Raw genomic sequence first — 18,452 nt, 5'->3', positions numbered from 1 at the left:
AGCATTAGCCAATCGGCCGCTTTCATTTAGATACTGATATCTAACAACTCACACATCACGCCATCAGCAGATCGTTCACTCGTTTAATAAACAAGTTTGGATCTTCTAAACTACCCCGCTCAGCCAAGAGAGACTGATCCAGCAATAGCTCAATCCACTCGCCAAAGCGCGCTTCGTCCTGCTCATCCGCGGCTCGTTTCACCAATGCGTGATCGGGATTTAGCTCAAAGATGTATTTGATTTCTGGCGCAGCCTGACCCGCAGCCGCAAACAGTTTTGCCATCTGCGTCGTCATTTCATCAGCGTCAGTCGTCACGACGGCCGGCGTTTCAGTCAAACGATGTGTCAGACGAACATCCTTCACGCGGTCGCCCAGCAGTTTTTTCACGCGGTCAACGAACGGTTCTAGCGCCTTTTCAGCCTCTTTCTGCTCGCTGGTTTCTTCATCGGCAAGCTTATCCAAAGATTCATCTTTTTTGCTCACCGACTGGAATGGTTTACCATCAAACTCGGTCAGATAGCTCATCATCCACTCATCGATACGATCGGAAAGCAGCAGAACTTCAATGCCTTTCTTACGCAGCAATTCTAGATGTGGACTGCTCTTCGCAGCGGCATAGCTGTCAGCAGTGATGTAATAAATCTTCTCTTGGCCTTCCACCATACGACTGATGTAGTCAGTCAGAGAAACATTCTGGATCGCGCTGTCGTTATGCGTTGAAGCAAAGCGTAGCAGTTTGGCTATCGCCTCAGCGTTGCCGCCATCTTCTGCAGGGCCTTCTTTCAGCACTAAGCCAAATTGCTGCCAGAATTTCTGATACTTCTCAGCATCGTCTTTTGCCAGTTTATCCAGCATTTGCAATACACGCTTGGTCAGCGCGGCGCGCAGACTTTGAGTAACGCGGCTATCTTGCAAAATCTCACGCGAAACGTTCAGCGGCAGATCGTTGGAATCTATCAGACCCCGTACAAAACGCAGGTAATTTGGCATGAACTGTTCAGCGTCATCCATAATGAATACGCGCTGGACATACAACTTCAGACCATGCTTGTGATCGCGGTTGAACAAATCCCAAGGAGCCTGTGCAGGAATGTATAGCAGGCTGGTGTATTCCTGCTTACCTTCAACGCGATTGTGGCTCCAGGTCACAGGATCGGTAAAATCATGCGCAATGTGCTTATAGAACTCTTTGTACTCTTCGTCTGTAACTTCAGACTTGGTACGCGTCCACAGAGCCTGTGCTTTGTTGATTTTCTCCCACTTCTGCTCGCCGTCTTCACCTTCGGTGGTCAGAATCTCTACTGGCAAGGCAATGTGGTCAGAGTATTTGCTAATGATATTACGCAAGCGCCAATCATCAAGGAACTCATCTTCACCTTCGCGCAGATGCAGGGTGATTTCAGTACCGCGCTCGACCTTCTCGATATCGGCAATGGTGTAATCACCTTCCCCTTCGGACTCCCAGAAAACAGCCTGATCGGCGTTGACACCGGCTGAACGGGTACGAACGGTCACTTTATCTGCCACGATGAACGCAGAATAGAAGCCGACGCCAAACTGTCCAATCAGTTGGCTATCTTTAGCCTGATCGGAACCCATTGATTCCAGAAACGCTTTGGTTCCTGATTTAGCGATAGTCCCCAAATTGTCGATAACTTCATCACGGGTCATACCGATGCCATTATCGCTCAGGGTCAAAGTGCGGTTTTCTTTATCCGCAGAAATACGTACGTGCAGATTGCCGTCACCCTCATACAAATCTGGGTTAGAAAGCGCACGGAAACGCAGCTTATCCGCGGCGTCAGAGGCGTTGGAAATCAGCTCACGCAAAAAGATTTCTTTGTTTGAATAGAGTGAGTGGATCATCAAATGCAGAAGCTGTTTGACTTCTGACTGGAAGCCACGGGTTTCTTGGCCTTTCATAGTTTTGCTTTTACCTCAGTTGATTGCACTCAGACAAAAAATGTTAACAGGTAAAAAATGGGGATGGGATGTTGAAATTCAAGGGTAAAAAATAAATGGAAAAGAAAAGAAGTGCGGCGTGTAATCCAGATCACTTTAATCCGTGATGGATCACACGCCGATTTTGCGCAGCCGGTTAGAACCTCACCGGGTTACGTCCAGCCAGAGAGTGTGACAACGTGGTGCCGTCAACCATCTCCAGCTCGCCGCCAACCGGTACACCGTGAGCAATACGTGTCGCTAGCACACCGTGTGCGCTACACATCTCTGCAATATAGTTGGCCGTTGCTTCGCCTTCAACCGTTGGGTTAGTCGCCAAAATCACCTCGGTGAGCGGCTCCTGCCCCAAACGTTCTTCCAAGCGATCCAGACCGATATCCTGCGGGCCAATTCCGTCTAACGGAGACAGATGCCCCATCAAAACAAAATAGCGACCGGAGAATTGACCCGTTTGCTCTATTGCATGAATATCCGCTGGACTCTCCACCACACAGATTTGTCCGTTCTCTTTGCGACGAGAATTAGAACAAATCGTACAGATATCCTGCTCAGTGAAAGTACGACAGTCTTCACAATGACCAATTTCAGACATTGCTCTAGTCAACGCCTGCGCCAAACGCATCCCACCGCTGCGATCGCGCTGCAGCATGTGGAATGCCATGCGCTGCGCCGATTTCGGGCCAACGCCCGGCAGGCAGCGCAGCGCTTCCATTAATGATTCAAGAAGCGGGCTGGTTTGCATCAGAATGGCATCTTAAAGCCCGGCGGCAACTGCATACCGCTGGAAACTGAAGCCATTTTCTCTTTCTGGGTTTCTTCAATACGGCGAGCCGCGTCGTTGAAAGCCGCTGCGATCAGGTCTTCCAGCATCTCTTTATCGTCTTCCATCAGGCTTGGATCGATTTCGATACGACGGCAGTTATGTGCACCGTTAATGGTCACTTTTACCAAACCCGCGCCAGATTCACCGGTAACTTCCAGTTGAGCGATTTCTTCCTGCACTTTCGCCATTTTGTCTTGCATTTGCTGGGCTTGCTTCATCAGGTTGCCCAATCCGCCTTTACCAAACATAGTGTTCTCTCTTTGCGTGGGGCTGCGTCGGCATCATGCTGACACAGCAGTTAAACAGGGCGGATGCTCTCTTCATCCAGTTCGGCGTCAAAGAAACGTCGCAAAGTCTGGATGTTGCTATCCGCAGCAATCGACTGGCGAGCCTGCGCCAGTTTTTCTTCGTAAATCGTCTGCCGCCATTCCAGCGGCGTCAGTCGCTCTGGGTTATCGTCTTCGATAATCGTCAGCTCAACCGGACGACCATAATGTTCACTCAGCGCCTGAGACAAAGTCTGTTGCGCAGAAGCGGAGTTTAAATGACGTTGCGAAGAACGTAAATGCAGAAGCACCTTGCCCTCTTCTGCTGGCTCACGAAACGCATTCAACGCCAACTGTTGAACCAGCTTAGGTAAACGTAGCTGATTCAACTCCGCCGCCCATTCATCACGAGTCAACGACTCCTCGGCCAGCTTTGCCGCCAGCTCAGGCGTTTTTTCATATTCCAGCGCGGTCCGCAACGCTTTCGGCGTGGCGATCTCCTCGCGCTTGGCCTCTACCGCTTTCGTCTGTGCTTTCCAGCGATAGGCCTCTTTTTTTAGCGGTTTGGTTTCTGCTGCCGCAGCCTGACGCTGCTGGCTACGCTCCGTCACTGATGCCAAACGCTCCAGTGCTGAGCTTGCCGGCCGCGCGGTGACTGGCGCTGCCGGCTCATTCTTTTTTGGGTCAGTACCCCCACCCGTTTTTTGACGTAGCTGACTTCTAGCCTGTAACAGCTGAGCCGTTGCGTCAGATAAACCAGTAGGTTTTGCCGTTGAACGCACCGGTGCTGCTTCTTGAGGCTGGAATTGCCCCGCAGGCGGCATGCCTTGCATATCGGGTGCCGAATGCTGTTTCGGCATATAGCTTGATGGCGCCGCCGATGCGGTACTGTGCACAGGCATACTTGGCAGTGCGGTCTGAGGTGCCGCCACTGGCTCAGCAATCACCTCTTTTGGGTGAAAAGCCAACGCGCGCAGCAACGTCATTTCCACCCCCATGCGTCGGTCTGGCGCATAGGTCAGTTCTTTGCGACCGGTCAGCAACACCTGATAGAACAACTGCAGATCTGAAGGTGGCAGCGTACGTGCAAGCTCGCGTAAACGCTGCTCAACGGAAATATAGTGGCTATCCAACGCATTTGGCAGCAGTTGTAACATCGCAATACGGTGCAGCAACGTCAGGGTTTCAATAAGTAGATTTTCCCAATCCACGCCGCGCGAAGCCGCTTGCTCAACCAGCGCCATCACCTTTTCGCCATCGGCATCCACCAGCGCTTCAATGATCGCCAGAGGCTGCTCATCATCCAGTGTGCCAAGCATCTGCCCTACGGTTTCAGCAGTGATTTGGCCTAATCCCATCGCGATCGCCTGATCGGTCAGGCTAAGCGCATCACGCATACTGCCTTCGGCAGCACGCGCTAACAGTTGCAGAGCGCGTGGCTCGGCGGTGAATCCTTCCGCCGTAGAGATCTTTTCCAACTGGGTGCGAATTTGCTCAACGTCTAATGCTTTAAGATGGAACTGTAAGCATCGAGATAAAATTGTCACCGGCAGCTTTTGCGGATCGGTGGTAGCCAGCAGGAATTTGACGTGCGGAGGTGGCTCTTCCAACGTTTTCAACAGCGCATTGAAACTGTGACGGGAGAGCATGTGCACTTCGTCAATCAGATAGACCTTGAAGCGACCACGCGCCGGTGCGTACTGTACGTTGTCCAGCAGGTCACGCGTATCTTCAACTTTAGTACGCGACGCCGCATCAATTTCTAGCAGGTCGACAAAACGTCCTTGCTCGATTTCACGGCAGTTATCACATACGCCACACGGCGTAGAAGTGATGCCCGTCTCGCAGTTCAGTCCTTTCGCCAACAGGCGTGCAATGCTGGTTTTACCCACGCCGCGAGTACCGGAAAACAGATAGGCGTGGTGAATACGCCCTAAGGAAAGGCCGTTGGCTAGCGCGGTCAGAACATGTTCCTGACCCACGACGTCAGAAAACGTTTGTGGACGCCACTTACGGGCAAGTACCTGATAGCTCATTGATACTCATCATTGATTTGTAAGGGGTAATTTCAGTATGACTGCAAAAACCGCGATGCTGATCGGGGTTATCATATACCGACCGGGGTTCATTCCGTTTACCTACGCTCTGATTTCTAGACAGAGACATATAGTTGAATCATATGTGGAGGCAAACAGAACAATCTCAACTATTGATTAGCTTAGCCGCATTTGAGGGCGACATATTCGGTTATTGTAACAGTAGCTTTATGCTGATTCCTAATTACTTTCAGACAAACAAACGCGAAGTCGCGGCGCCAGCGAAGAAAAAAAGCCTCCGTCGCCAAGATGATAAAATGCAAAAGCCCCGCATTCGCGAGGCTTGGTATCTGTTCTTAGTCGGGGGCTTATCCGCAGAAATTAATGGCCGGAGAAGTCTACCAGACTATAACAGTTGATCCCTTGAGCCGTCAGGCGCGCTTCGCCACCCAAGTCAGGTAAATCAATAATAAATGCAGCATCAGTAACCACGCCACCTAAACGACGGATCAGTTTGACCGTGGCTTCGATGGTGCCGCCGGTCGCCAGCAGATCGTCAACAACCAGAACGTTATCGCCCGGCTGAATGGCATCCTGATGGATTTCCAGCGTATCAGTGCCGTATTCCAATTCGTAGCTTTCACTCAGGGTCGCACGCGGGAGTTTGCCCGGCTTACGCACAGGAACAAAACCTACGCCAAGCGCCAGTGCAACAGGCGCACCAAACAGGAAACCACGAGCTTCAGTACCCACGACTTTAGTGACACCCGCATGGCGGTAGCGTTCAACCAGAAGCTCGATGCTCAGCGCATAAGCCTTTGGGTCTTCCAGCATGCTAGTGACATCACGGAACAAAATCCCTGGTTTTGGGTAGTCCGGGATGGTTTTAATGCTTTCTCTAAGGAATTCGATTTGTTGTGCTGTAGCGGTCATAAAATTGTTGCCTGATAAAACAGCGGGTCCGGGCTAACGCAAGCCACCTGAACTTCCCCCGATGCGTAACCTGTCTTTTCAGGTCAACGAAATTCGGATATAGAAACAAGGGACAGGGAGGTAACCCGCGCACGAAAACGCTCAAATCTATTGAAACTGGCGAAAAAATGCAACTGAAGAGTTTAGTTCACGACGTTTTTTGTTGCTCTGCATCAATAACCGGCAGACGCCACATAAAGAATAGCAGGCCAGTTAAAATAACCAGCAACAAAATACGCACCCACCACAGATTCACCAACCACAATGAAAGCGCGAACGTCAGAATAATGAAAACAATCGCCTTTGGCTTAGCTCCTGATGGCAAACCTCGATGCTCTTGCCAGTGACGCAAATAGCCACCAAACCAAGAGTTATACAGCAGCCAACGGTGAAAGCGTGGTGATGAGCGGGAAAAACACCAAGCCGCAACCAACAAAAACGGCGTTGTCGGTAGCAAGGGCAGCACAGCCCCTAAACAGGCGAGAGCAAAAGCTGTCCATCCTAAAATAATGAGTAATAAACGTTGCATGGTGTATCTTGCCCTATCCCCTGCGGCTCCAGTACCATTCGATGTTACACGAGCTGCGTACTTAAAGTCATTGGCGATACCCGCCCCAGCAATTAACTCAACCAAAGCAATCACCGTTAAGGCTCACTGATGTCAAGCCAGCAGCTTCTGCAAATTCTAGATCAACGAATAACTCAACTGGAACTGGCGCTGAAAAACAGCAGCTATATGCCCACCTACCAGCCACGTTTTGATCGCGCGCTGTTTGCCTGTACAGAAACAGGACTAAAAGACTATTTGCAGGAACTGCAGCGCAATTTCTCTCGGCTCTCTGATGAAGTAGCACGCAATCATCCGCAGCAGGTCAGCTTCTTGGCTGAGCGAGTGGTGGTACAGATTGAAGCCCTCCAGCGCGAGCTCGCAACGCAGCAATTACGCCGTCAGGACAGAAAAAAACGGCGCTCTCCCCTATCGATTCTACAGCAACAATTGGTAGAAACACGCGGGTACGAGCAGCGTCTAAACGATATGCTATATGAGCGTGAAAGTCAGTTAGGTCAATGCCAAACGCTAGTGCAGCAACAAGGGATCCAGCAAGAGCTGGTTGCCCTGGAGGCTCGTCTTAGCCGCTGTCGTCAGGCGTTGAAAAAAATTGAACACCAAATAGAGCAACTGGAGCTCGGGTTTTCCTAAAATTCTGAAAATATTATATATAGATAGAAAATAATTCTCTTCATCTTATAAACCAATAGAATGAGCCAGCACGCAATATTCGTTTAAGGGAGAAGAAAAATGGGCATCATTTCTTGGATTATTCTGGGTCTCATCGTGGGTATTCTCGCCAAATGGTTCATGCCGGGTAAAGACGGTGGCGGTTTCTTTATGACGGTAATTTTGGGGATTGCCGGTGCGTTAGTCGGTGGCTACATCAGCGCGTTCTTCGGCTTGGGTACAGTCACCGGCTTTAACATAGGTAGCCTGATCATTTCAATTTTAGGTGCTATGCTGCTGCTGTTTATCTACCGCAAGCTGAAAAACTAAGGAATCGAAATGTCGCTCGAGAACGCCGCCGCTGAAGTACAGCTCGCTGTAGATTTAATCTATCTGCTGGAAAGTAACGACCTCGGCCCCGAAGTGGTCTTAGCGGCCTTGGAAATAGTGAAAAGCGACTATGAATCAAAGTTAGCGTTAAAACATAGTCAGGCCGTTTTTCCACTCAGCAACTCGTAATGTCTTGAGCCTTATTAATAGGGAGTGGCCAGCTCCCTATTATATTCGCAACGACTTACGCCAGTGATTCACCGCCAGCGCTACCGTCCAAGTCTTTTTTGACCACCTGCACCTCTTTACCTTCCTGATTATGCAAATACACTTCCAACTGATTGAAAGCAATATTGATATCATTCTCACGGCATAGCTGATCAATACGGCGGTTAAGTTCGTCGACGGTATAACTACGGTCACGCAGCTCGCGCACATACAAGCGCAACTCATGATCTAACGTGCTGGCACCAAACGCCAAAAAGAATACCTGCGGCTCAGGATCGGTCATGACGCGTGGATTTTCCTTGGCCGCTTGTAATAGTACCTTTTTCACTTTGTCCAGATCAGAGCCATAGGCAACCCCCACTTTTATCAGCACTCGCGTGGTGGTATCGGACAGTGACCAGTTAATCAGCCTCTCGGTAACAAAGGCTTTGTTGGGGATGATGACCTCTTTGCGATCAAAGTCGGTGATCGTCGTAGCACGAATTCGAATTCGGCTTACCGTGCCCGAAAATGTCCCAATAGTGATGGTGTCTCCGATACGGATCGGACGTTCAAATAAAATAATCAGGCCCGAAATAAAGTTACCGAAAATCTCCTGTAGACCGAAGCCTAGCCCGACGGATAGGCCAGCGGCGAGAAATTGCAGTTTGTCCCACGATACGCCAAGCGAGCTAAAGAAAATAAGCGTTCCTATCACGATGATGAGATAGGTCAGTACCGTGGTAATTGCGTAAGAGGAGCCCTGTCGCATCTGGAGGCGAGAAAGCACTAGCACCTCTAACAAGCCTGGCAAGTTACGCGTCAGTACATAGGCAATAACCACCGATAGCAGCGCGAACAATACGCTGCCCAATGTGACCGCCTGTAATGACTGGCTCGCCCCAGAACCACTGCTGTAATGCCATAAAGTGATGCTATCGAGATAAGAGATAACCGTCACCAAATCTGACCAAATCCAATACAGTACGGTACCGAAAATCAGGAACAGAACCATGGTAGTCAAACGCAGAGACTGACTGTTGATTTGGTCGATAGCCAGCGGTGGCTCTTCGACAGGTTCAAGGCCTTCAGCCCCTTCTCTCGCCACGTTTTGCTGACGACGAGCCAGAGCGCGTCGATAGGCTAAGCGTCGCGCCGCCACGCTCAAACCTCGGATCGCGGAAGAATAGATGACGGTCCAGAAAATCATCAGATACAGGCTATCCAGCCAGCGGATCCCTAAACTGAGCGCCGTATACAGATAACCGAAAGCCGTTAGAACCATCAGCACTAACGGCGTTAATGCGAGCAGTGTCACCATGATTAAACGCACGGTGTGAGAATTCTTCTCTCGCCATGCATCACGGCAGATAGGAAACACAAAGGCTGAGATTAGCCCTAATGTGATCAGTACCACCACCTGACCAATAACATCTTCGCTCAAGCGCAGAGGGGCTTTTTCTCCCAGTACACACCAGAAAATGAGTGGGATCAGAACTACACCGACCCGCCGAGTCACGCGGCGATAGTGGGCACACAACAGCGGAGAAAGATTAAAGTGTTTTTCCGATACGCCTCCCGGTTCAAGCAGGCGATAGGTTGTTGTGATAAACATCCAAAACATCGCAAACTGCAGCGACAGCGACCATAAAAAGTTATTAATACTGATATCTGAGCGATAGCACCAAAAGCCGAATGCTAGAATTAATAACGTTCCCGGTAAGCCCTTAAGCATGGTGAGACCAATCGCTTTGGGCGTATGTAATTGCGTGTCGCGTTTAAGCTGCCCGACTTCGTTGCCCAATTTCTCCAGCAGTTCATCTATTTTGTGATAACGCCAGCGGAAAAGACCAAAAAGCACGAGCAGAGGAACGAGCACAAACATCGAATTAAGTGCGCCTTCAGCTAAAGCCCCTGGCTTGAGATCAAAATGCAGCGAATGAGATTGCCCCTTCAGAGCACTGGGTAAGTCAATGAACCAGTTGAGGTTCATTGGCTTATTACTGCTTACCCAAAAAATTTGCTGAGTCAGCGTATGCTGAAGATACTCATTCACACTCAGCAATTGCTGCTGGTTGATTTGCAAACTTATTGCCAAGGTGAGCTGGCTGCCCAACTGTTTATTCAGTTGATCCAGTAGCTCACGGCGTGCATCAACAATATCTTCAAGCGCACTGACAACGTCATCAGAAGGCTTTTCTTTGCTTTGGCTGATCAGCTGTGTAACGTAATCATTGCCCTGATAAAGGGCATCACGTTTTTCATTAATATCGAACTGCTCTAAACGTAGATCGGCAATCTGCTCGGCAACGTTATTGGTCAGTTTTTCCGTAGGCAGATTTTGCTGCTGCTGATACAAAATGCGGGACAACAATAAACTGCCTTTTAACACCGTAATCTGCTCTTTCAGATTGCGTTCGGCCTGTAGAGAACGATCGAGCCAATTCTTAATACGAATATTTTCCTGCACCAACGCGTTCACGCCTTCGGTCGCCTCAATCAGCCGTTTACTCAGTTGACGGTTGATATCGAGTTCTTGACCAATAATGGGATCGTGCTGGATGTCCTGAGTGGCATCGTCAGGATTTTGCGCTTCTTGCGCCGTTTTCTCCGACAGGGTTAGACGCTTACCGTTTTCCACTTCGCGCACCAACTGAACCATACGCTCTAGTTGGTTAATGCGCGCATTGGCATAGTCACGTTGCTTCTGTAGAGAATCTTGTAATGCGGTATTCGCCGAGAGGCTCTGACGCTGGTAATCAAGCGACATGTTCAGCATTGTCATCTGCGTATTCAGCATGTTTTGTTGCGTAGTGCGCATATTACTCGGATCAGAGAGCGCATTACGGATCTGCTGGATCTGCTGCGACGTCTCCATCATGCTGCTTTGCGCACGTTCTGGCTGAGTCTGCAGAGAAATAAGCTGGCTGTTAAAGTTGGCTAAATCTTCCTGTGCGCTCTGCAATGCATCCAGAGTGGTCCCCATTTTGTTTTCTAACTGGCGTAGCGTCAGAGTAGAGAGTGAGGTGCGCGTGATTGCTTCGCTATCAGCCTGCCGGATGGAATCTAGACCATTGAGAGCCTGATTTAATTTAACCGGTGCCTGCTGAACCTGCTGTTTTAGCTGTTGGTTTTCCTGTTTGAGACGATCTATGCCGTCAAGAAATTCGAGCGTACGGTTCAAATCCTGCTGCGCAAGTTTCTCTCCCGGGGAAAGTGTTTTTTGTTTGTTCAGCGCATCGAGCTGGCTCTGAACTTCAGCGCGCGTCAATATATCGCCGTTGAGCGCCAAGGCATAACTAGGGGTTAAAAGTGCCAGTATGCTGAAGAGCAACGCAACCAGATAGAACTGAGGACGCCAAGCAAACTGAGCAGGACGAAATTTGATACGGCCAGCCATCATGGGAATAAATCATCTAACAAGAGGAGTGATTAGCGTAGCACGAAGATATTCAGACAATGAATAGGGAAAAGGAGAAAACAAAATCTATTTTTGTGGTGCTTGGTAAGCCGAAAATTAAGGACGATATCTCTGTGGAAATAAAACGCATATCGTCCAGTACGTCAGCAAAAATTAAGATCAGAAAGTGAGCACCTTATCGGCAGCCAGAGTCCACTGTGCCAATTCAACCAGAGTACCAATTTCTACCCCGTCAATCAGTGGCAAAGCGCTAATACCACGCCCATCGGCGCAAGTCTTACAGAGTTTAAATGGCACTTGCTGGGCCGTTAGAATCTCAATCATCTGCTGAAGGTTATACCCTTCGTGAGGTTTTTGGCCTGCCAAGCCAGATGTTACCGCATCAGACATTAAAAATACTTTCAGTTCGATATCGCCCTGCTGCTCTTTCATCGCGATAGCTAAACGCAGCGCATTAAACAAAGACTCTTGGCCATATCCAGCCCCGTTGGCGATCAAAACAATTTTTTGCATCATGTTTTCCTTTTATTCAGCGGCGTCATTGCCACCGCACATGCCGGCGCTTCAAACGGCATGCTAACAGCGCCCTTTAACAAATATTCGCTGTACTTGATCATGTCGATAAAGCTGTCGACCATTAGAGACGCTTCTGCTTTAAGATCAAAGCTTTCAGGCATAAAAAGCCAGCTTTCCATTATACCCGTTATATAGGAGCGCATCATTATCGCCGTACGTCGGGTATTCAGTTCAGCAGGCAACTGTTGACACTCGATACAGTTACGTAGCACATTTTCTATACGCTCAAAGTTTTCGAGGTACAGTATCCTGCGAATATCGCGTAAAGAACGCATCTCGCCGACAAATTCGCATTTATGAAATATAATTTCCATCAACGCCTTACGCCGTGGATCGTCAACGGTTGCGACCAAGATATAAATTAGGATTTCGCGCAAAATCCTAAGTGGATTATCTGGGTACTTTGTTTGATACTCTATCTCTAAGTCACTGACTTTTGATTCGGTCAGATCCCAGACCTCATTAAAAAGGTCTACTTTGTTTTTAAAGTGCCAATAGATTGCGCCACGTGTCACACCTGCCGCGTTGGCAATATCCGTAAGCGAGGTTGCTGAAACCCCGCGTGCGGAAAACTCAACTACAGCGGCTTCAAGTATTTGCAGCCGGGTTTCTTGAGCTTGCTCTTTGGTTTTTCGTGCCATGGCGTTATTTTTTTAATGTGCTTTGATTTACATACATTCATGAATGTATGTACCATAACATGCAGTTTTAATTAGCGCAGCAATGGGTTTTCACAAATGATCCAATACCCATTTAATAATCGGACTCTTGAGGTTAAATATGAATAAAAACAGAGGGTTAACGCCTCTGGCGGCCGTGCTAATGCTTTCTGGTAGTTTACTTCTTACAGGATGTAACGACGGGAACGAGCAAAAAGGTCAGCAAAGCGCACCTGAGGTGGGTGTTGTCACGCTGAAAGCTGAGCCGTTGAACATCACCACTGAACTTCCTGGCCGTACGTCTGCATATCGCATCGCAGAAGTTCGTCCACAAGTTGGCGGTATCATCCTTAAGCGTAACTTCGTTGAAGGCAGTGACATTCAGGCCGGTTCTTCCCTGTATCAAATTGATCCAGCGACCTATCAGGCTGCTTATGACAGTGCGCGTGGCGATTTGGCTAAAGCCGAAGCAGCTGCAAACATCGCTCGCCTAACGGTAAATCGCTATAAAACGTTGGTGGGTACTAAGTACATCAGTCAACAAGAATACGATACTGCCGTTGCCGATGCGCGTCAGGCAGATGCCGCTGTAACCGCGGCAAAAGCGGCCGTGGAAACGGCTCGTATTAATCTGGCTTATACCAAAGTCACTTCGCCTATCAACGGACGTATTGGGAAATCCAGCGTTACCGAAGGGGCATTAGTCACATCTAATCAGGCCAATGCGCTGGCAACTGTGCAGCAGTTGGACCCCATTTACGTTGACGTCACTCAGTCAAGTAACGATTTCCTGCGTTTGAAAGAAGAGCTGGCTAACGGCACTTTGGAACAAGAAGGTGGGAAAGCGAAGGTTGAGTTGATTCTGGAGAACGGCCAGAAGTACCCACAGGTTGGCGCTCTGGAATTCTCAGACGTCACCGTCGATGAAAGCACTGGCTCAATCACTATTCGTGCCGTATTCCCTAACCCTAAAGGCGATTTGTTGCCTGGCATGTTTGTGCGCGCTCGTCTGGATGAAGGGATCAAGAACAACGCGCTGTTAGTTCCTCAGCAAGGGGTTACGCGTAACCCTCGTGGTGAAGCGACCGTCATGGTCGTCGGCGCGGACAACAAAGTTGAAAACCGTACCGTGACTGCAGCTCAGGCTATCGGCGATAAGTGGCTGGTAACCGCAGGCTTGAAATCGGGTGACAAAGTCATTGTGACCGGCTTGCAGAAAATCCGTCCAGGTGTGCAAGTGAAAGTAGAAGAAGCCTCTGCAGGGAACGCTTCAACAAAAGATGCGGCAGCCAGCGAACCTAAGAAGTCTTAAGTGATGCTCGTTGCTGATACATTGATAAAAAGGAGCCAGTAATTCATGGCTAAGTTTTTTATAGATCGACCTATATTCGCCTGGGTTATCGCCATCATTATCATGCTGGCCGGTGCGCTAGCGATTATGAAACTACCGGTGGCGCAGTATCCAACGATTGCCCCGCCGGCGGTGTCGATCTCCGCAGTCTACCCTGGTGCTGATGCGCAGACGGTACAGGATACGGTTACCCAGATTATCGAACAGAACATGAACGGTATCGATAATCTGATGTACATGTCCTCTACCAGTGACTCATCTGGTAGCGTGTCGATCACGCTGACGTTCCAGTCTGGTACTGACCCGGATATCGCACAGGTTCAGGTGCAGAACAAATTGCAGCTAGCAACGCCGTTGCTGCCGCAGGAAGTTCAGCAACAAGGGATCAGCGTTGAGAAATCCAGTAGTAGCTTCCTGATGGTTGCAGGCTTTATTTCTGAAGACGGTAGTATGTCTCAGGACGATATCGCCGACTACGTGGCTTCCAACATTAAGGATCCGATCAGCCGCTCCGAAGGCATTGGTGATGTCACCCTGTTTGGTGCCCAGTACGCTATGCGTATCTGGTTAGATCCAAACAAGCTGAACAACTATCAGATGACTCCTCTGGACGTGATCAACCAGATAAAAATCCAGAACAACCAGATTGCGGCTGGCCAATTGGGTGGCGCTCCTCCGGTTCCTGGTCAGCAGTTGAACGCATCAATCATTGCACAAACTCGCTTACAGACTCCGGAAGAATTCGGCAAGATCCTGATGAAGGTTCAAGCTGATGGCTCTCGTGTCCTGTTGCGTGACGTCGCGAAGATTGAACTAGGCGGCGAGAACTATAACGTTATCGCTCGCTTTAACGGCAAACCCGCTGCAGGTCTGGGGATTAAACTGGCAACCGGTGCAAACGCGCTGGATGCGGCCGAAGGGGTTAAGAAAGAACTGGCGAAGCTGGAACCGTTCTTCCCTGCCAGCCTGAAAGTGGTGTATCCATACGACACAACGCCATTCGTTAAAATTTCTATTAACGAAGTGGTAAAAACGCTGTTAGAAGCGATCGTATTGGTATTCTTGGTTATGTATTTGTTCTTGCAGAACATTCGCGCAACCTTGATTCCAACGATTGCAGTACCTGTGGTTCTGTTGGGTACCTTTGCGATTCTGTCAGCCTTTGGTTACTCGATAAACACCCTGACGATGTTCGGTATGGTGCTTGCGATAGGGCTATTGGTGGATGACGCCATCGTTGTGGTGGAAAACGTTGAGCGTGTGATGGCCGAAGAGGGCCTACCACCAAAAGAAGCTACCCGTAAGTCGATGGAACAGATCCAGGGCGCGCTGGTGGGTATCGCGATGGTACTGTCGGCAGTATTTATCCCGATGGCGTTCTTTGGTGGCTCAACAGGTGCAATCTATCGTCAGTTCTCTATCACGATTGTTTCCGCAATGGTGTTGTCAGTACTGGTCGCGATGATCCTGACTCCGGCACTGTGTGCCACTATGCTTAAGCCCGTTGAAAAAGGCGGACATGGTAAAACCACCGGCTTCTTCGGTTGGTTTAACAACATGTTTGAAAAGAGCACTGAGCACTACACGAATTCCGTTGCCGGTATTCTGCGTGGTACAGGTCGCTATCTGCTGATCTATCTGGTTATCGTGGTAGGTATGGGCTTACTGTTTGTTCGTATGCCAACCTCCTTCTTACCAGATGAAGATCAGGGGATTGCCCTGACCATGGTTCAGTTGCCAGCCGGTGCCACGCAGGAACGTACCAACAAAGTTCTTGCTGAAGTCACCGACTACTTCTTAGACAAAGAGAAAGCCAACGTTCAGTCCGTGTTTACCGTTAGCGGCTTCGGCTTCAGCGGTCAGGGTCAGAACAACGGCTTGGCGTTCGTGAGCTTGAAACCGTGGGATGAGCGTTCTGGTGCCGACAACAAGGTTCCAGCGATTATCGCCCGCGCAACTGGCGCATTCAGTAAGATTAAAGATGGTCTGGTGTTCCCATTCAACCTACCAGCAATTATCGAACTGGGTACGGCAACGGGCTTTGACTTTGAACTTATCGATCAGGCTGGCCTAGGCCATGAAAAACTGACCGAAGCGCGTAATCAGCTGTTAGGAATGGCAGCAGAGCATCCAGATACCGTGGTTCGTGTACGTCCTAACGGTTTGGAAGATACGCCGCAGTTTAAAATTATCGTCGACCAGGAAAAAGCACAGGCCTTAGGTGTCGCTATTTCAGACATCAACCAAACGCTGTCTACTGCGTTAGGGGGCACTTATGTGAACGACTTCATCGACCGCGGTCGTGTGAAGAAGGTTTACGTACAGGCTGATGCGCCATACCGTATGTTGCCGAACGATATCAACAACTACTATGTCCGTGGTGATGCAGGACAGATGGTACCGTTCTCAGCCTTCTCATCCTCAAAATGGGAATATGGTTCGCCTCGTTTGGAACGTTACAACGGCCTGCCATCCATGGAAATTCTAGGGGAAGCTGCACCGGGTAAGAGTACCGGTGAAGCAATGAACCTGATGGAAGAGTTGGTGACTAAGCTGCCTACCGGTATCGGTTATGACTGGACTGGGATGTCTTATCAGGAACGTTTGTCTGGAAACCAGGCTCCGTCACTGTATGCCATCTCGTTGATTGTCGTGTTCCTATGTCTGGCGGCACTGTATGAGAGCTGGTCAATTCCATTCTCCGTTATGCTGGTGGTTCCACTGGGCGTTATTGGGGCATTATTGGCGGCAACCATGCGCGGTATGAATAACGACGTTTACTTCCAGGTGGGTCTGTTAACCACCATTGGTCTATCAGCGAAGAACGCCATACTTATCGTCGAGTTCGCCAAAGACTTGATGGATAAGGAAGGCAAAGGGCTGATCGAGGCGACGTTAGAATCCGTTCGTATGCGTTTACGTCCGATCCTGATGACATCTCTAGCATTTATGCTCGGGGTTCTCCCATTGGTTATCAGCTCTGGCGCGGGTTCTGGCGCGCAGAACGCAGTAGGTACTGGTGTTATGGGCGGGATGATTTCTGCAACCATCTTGGCCATCTTCTTCGTACCGATGTTCTTCGTTGTGGTTCGTCGCCGCTTTAATCGAAGTGGCGAAGATATCGAACACAGCCATGCCGTTGACCATCAGGTGAAATAATCTTTCTCCTCTCTAAAAGGCCGCAAATGCGGCCTTTTTTACGCCCCTATCACTCCCCGACTAACCGCGAACTCATCCATAGAGCAACAATCCGCTTGCATCGATAAAATATCTGCCGCATAATTATTGTTATGTTATAACATCAATTAAGGCTTGAATAATGAAACCCAACATTCATCCGCACTATCGCACCGTAGTCTTTCATGACACGACGGCTGATGCTTACTACAAGATTGGCTCAACCATTCACTCCGAGCGAGAAATTGAAATGGATGGAGTGAAGTATCCCTACGTCACGCTCGATGTCTCCTCTGCGTCACACGCCTATTACACCGGCAAGCAGAAAGAGTTCTCAAAAGAAGGGAGCGCCGCAAAATTCCAGCAACGCTTTGGTCATTTCATGACGAAGAAAAAATCAGCAGAGGAAAACTAATGCAAGTTCTGAGTTCATTACGTTCAGCCAAACAACGGCACCCTGATTGCAAAATAGTTAAGCGTCACGGTCGCATATTTGTTATTTGCAAATCAAACCCACGCTTCAAAGCAGTACAAGGAGGGAAGAAAAAACGCTAACGCCGACGCACATCGCCTTATCTCAGCCCCGGTCATGGGGCTGACGAACTCAGAATCCTCCCAAAGCCTTGCCACAACCAACGGGTGATAGCATCAATAACTCGTTGAAACCACGAAACTATATAGATAGTGACTGACTTAGCACGTCACGACACAAACGGATATCGTAATAAAAGGTAAAATCTTCTTGGATAGACAATTATTTGTGCAATAATCATAAGAGATCGCTAATGTGATTAATCTAATCACAGTTCTGTTTCTTATTGATTCACTTATTCGGTTCCATGACGATAATTAAGTTTAGTGTCTTTGTTGATGTGTTTAAAAAACGCTCAAAACGTATTAATTAAATACTTCTTAACACAAAATATCGCCAACCCCGATGTGCTTTTGCTATGATACTGCGGCCTTCAGTATTGCTCTATGGTTGTAAACTGCTTATCAGATTTATTGTTGTATTATCTAGCAGCATCGACTAATTCGTTGAGACCACGTTAAGCGTGATGGGGGCATGATATGGATGAATATACGTCTTATCAGCACGATATTACGGAGCTGAAATATCTATGTAATATGTTGTACAATCAAGGAATGGATGTTCTGAGCGATAGCCATCATGGCTGGGTCAACGACCCAACAGCAGTGGACAATCTACAACTAAATGAATTAAACGAACATATTGCAAATTTTGGTTTAACATTCAAGATTAAGTATCCAAATGCTTCAGAATTAACTGAAATATTAGATGAGTATCTTGACGAAACATACAGTCTGTTTAGTAATTACAGCATCAACGAACCAGAACTTAAAAAATGGCTTAAAGCAAAAGGCCGTATTTTGCGTTATTTAGCGGGTGAAAAAACCACATCTGCATTAAATTTTAACCTTTAGACGAGG

General features: G+C 48.7%; 17 protein-coding genes. 8 read left to right on the top strand and 9 right to left on the bottom strand.

The genetic code is table 11. The annotated features are described in order from the left end of the window. Nucleotides 1-55 precede the first annotated feature (55 nt). The 6 genes from htpG to M988_RS05410 form a co-directional block, all read right to left on the bottom strand. Entirely contained in the window at nucleotides 56-1,924 is a 1,869-nt protein-coding gene (htpG, locus tag M988_RS05435; protein ID WP_008814241.1) for a molecular chaperone HtpG, read from the bottom strand. A 175-nt stretch (nucleotides 1,925-2,099) separates the two neighbouring features. After that, nucleotides 2,100-2,705: a recombination mediator RecR gene (gene recR / locus M988_RS05430; RefSeq protein ID WP_008814242.1), complete on the bottom strand. Its 606-nt coding sequence runs from the start codon at nucleotides 2,703-2,705 to the stop codon at nucleotides 2,100-2,102. Further along, nucleotides 2,705-3,034, bottom strand: coding sequence for a YbaB/EbfC family nucleoid-associated protein (locus tag M988_RS05425; RefSeq protein WP_004091772.1), 330 nt, complete (start codon nucleotides 3,032-3,034; stop codon nucleotides 2,705-2,707). Before M988_RS05425 ends, recR begins: the two co-directional genes overlap by 1 nt. Before the next feature lie 50 nt (nucleotides 3,035-3,084). Next, nucleotides 3,085-5,088: a DNA polymerase III subunit gamma/tau gene (gene dnaX, locus M988_RS05420; RefSeq protein WP_064573178.1), complete on the bottom strand. Its 2,004-nt coding sequence runs from the start codon at nucleotides 5,086-5,088 to the stop codon at nucleotides 3,085-3,087. Nucleotides 5,089-5,469: 381 nt separating this feature from the next. Continuing rightward, nucleotides 5,470-6,021 (bottom strand): adenine phosphoribosyltransferase, encoded by a 552-nt coding sequence (gene apt, locus M988_RS05415; RefSeq protein WP_004091760.1) that lies wholly within the window; start codon nucleotides 6,019-6,021, stop codon nucleotides 5,470-5,472. A gap of 187 nt (nucleotides 6,022-6,208) precedes the next feature. Beyond that, complete coding sequence (locus tag M988_RS05410; protein WP_191278967.1) at nucleotides 6,209-6,589, bottom strand: DUF454 family protein; 381 nt, start codon at nucleotides 6,587-6,589, stop codon at nucleotides 6,209-6,211. Between the two features lie 129 nt (nucleotides 6,590-6,718). Between M988_RS05410 and priC the strand changes: the two genes are divergently transcribed. The 3 genes from priC (at nucleotide 6,719) to rsmS (ending at nucleotide 7,798) form a co-directional block, all read left to right on the top strand. After that, the gene (gene priC, locus M988_RS05405; RefSeq protein ID WP_064573176.1) at nucleotides 6,719-7,261 is read left to right on the top strand and encodes a primosomal replication protein PriC; all 543 of its coding nucleotides are present in this window, start codon (nucleotides 6,719-6,721) and stop codon (nucleotides 7,259-7,261) included. A gap of 99 nt (nucleotides 7,262-7,360) precedes the next feature. Beyond that, a complete protein-coding gene (locus tag M988_RS05400) occupies nucleotides 7,361-7,609 on the top strand; it encodes a GlsB/YeaQ/YmgE family stress response membrane protein (protein WP_008814246.1) in 249 nt (82 codons plus the stop codon). A gap of 9 nt (nucleotides 7,610-7,618) precedes the next feature. After that, nucleotides 7,619-7,798: a pleiotropic regulatory protein RsmS gene (gene rsmS / locus M988_RS05395; RefSeq protein ID WP_004091753.1), complete on the top strand. Its 180-nt coding sequence runs from the start codon at nucleotides 7,619-7,621 to the stop codon at nucleotides 7,796-7,798. Between the two features lie 55 nt (nucleotides 7,799-7,853). Here the strand turns inward: rsmS and mscK are convergent, their stop codons facing one another. The 3 genes from mscK to acrR all read right to left on the bottom strand — a co-directional run bounded on the left by mscK (nucleotide 7,854) and on the right by acrR (nucleotide 12,454). Continuing rightward, nucleotides 7,854-11,219: a mechanosensitive channel MscK gene (gene mscK / locus M988_RS05390; RefSeq protein ID WP_039188532.1), complete on the bottom strand. Its 3,366-nt coding sequence runs from the start codon at nucleotides 11,217-11,219 to the stop codon at nucleotides 7,854-7,856. A 177-nt stretch (nucleotides 11,220-11,396) separates the two neighbouring features. Beyond that, nucleotides 11,397-11,750 carry a DsrE/DsrF/TusD sulfur relay family protein gene (locus M988_RS05385; RefSeq protein WP_008814248.1) on the bottom strand — a complete coding sequence of 118 codons (354 nt, stop codon included), beginning with the start codon at nucleotides 11,748-11,750 and terminating at the stop codon, nucleotides 11,397-11,399. Continuing rightward, a complete protein-coding gene (gene acrR, locus M988_RS05380) occupies nucleotides 11,750-12,454 on the bottom strand; it encodes a multidrug efflux transporter transcriptional repressor AcrR (protein WP_008814249.1) in 705 nt (234 codons plus the stop codon). The genes M988_RS05385 and acrR overlap by 1 nt, the downstream gene beginning before the upstream one ends. A 139-nt stretch (nucleotides 12,455-12,593) precedes the next feature. On the opposite strand from acrR, the gene M988_RS05375 reads away from it, so the two are divergent. The 5 genes from M988_RS05375 (at nucleotide 12,594) to tomB (ending at nucleotide 18,446) form a co-directional block, all read left to right on the top strand. Next, a complete protein-coding gene (locus M988_RS05375; RefSeq protein ID WP_008814250.1) occupies nucleotides 12,594-13,784 on the top strand; it encodes an efflux RND transporter periplasmic adaptor subunit in 1,191 nt (396 codons plus the stop codon). Between the two features lie 45 nt (nucleotides 13,785-13,829). Continuing rightward, complete coding sequence (locus M988_RS05370) at nucleotides 13,830-16,982, top strand: multidrug efflux RND transporter permease subunit AcrB (protein WP_008814251.1); 3,153 nt, start codon at nucleotides 13,830-13,832, stop codon at nucleotides 16,980-16,982. Between the two features lie 160 nt (nucleotides 16,983-17,142). Then, entirely contained in the window at nucleotides 17,143-17,415 is a 273-nt protein-coding gene (locus M988_RS05365; protein ID WP_004091742.1) for a type B 50S ribosomal protein L31, read from the top strand. Beyond that, the gene (gene ykgO / locus M988_RS22285) at nucleotides 17,415-17,555 is read left to right on the top strand and encodes a type B 50S ribosomal protein L36 (RefSeq protein WP_020303633.1); all 141 of its coding nucleotides are present in this window, start codon (nucleotides 17,415-17,417) and stop codon (nucleotides 17,553-17,555) included. Before M988_RS05365 ends, ykgO begins: the two co-directional genes overlap by 1 nt. 516 nt (nucleotides 17,556-18,071) lie before the next feature. After that, nucleotides 18,072-18,446 carry an Hha toxicity modulator TomB gene (gene tomB, locus M988_RS05360; protein WP_008814252.1) on the top strand — a complete coding sequence of 125 codons (375 nt, stop codon included), beginning with the start codon at nucleotides 18,072-18,074 and terminating at the stop codon, nucleotides 18,444-18,446. The last annotated feature ends 6 nt before the right edge of the window (nucleotides 18,447-18,452 follow it).

Origin of the sequence: Hafnia paralvei ATCC 29927 (genome assembly GCF_001655005.1) — a bacterium.
Taxonomy (GTDB): Bacteria; Pseudomonadota; Gammaproteobacteria; order Enterobacterales; family Enterobacteriaceae; genus Hafnia; species Hafnia paralvei.
Note: the sequence above shows the minus strand (reverse complement) of the source record. Positions and strands in the feature narration are given on the sequence as shown.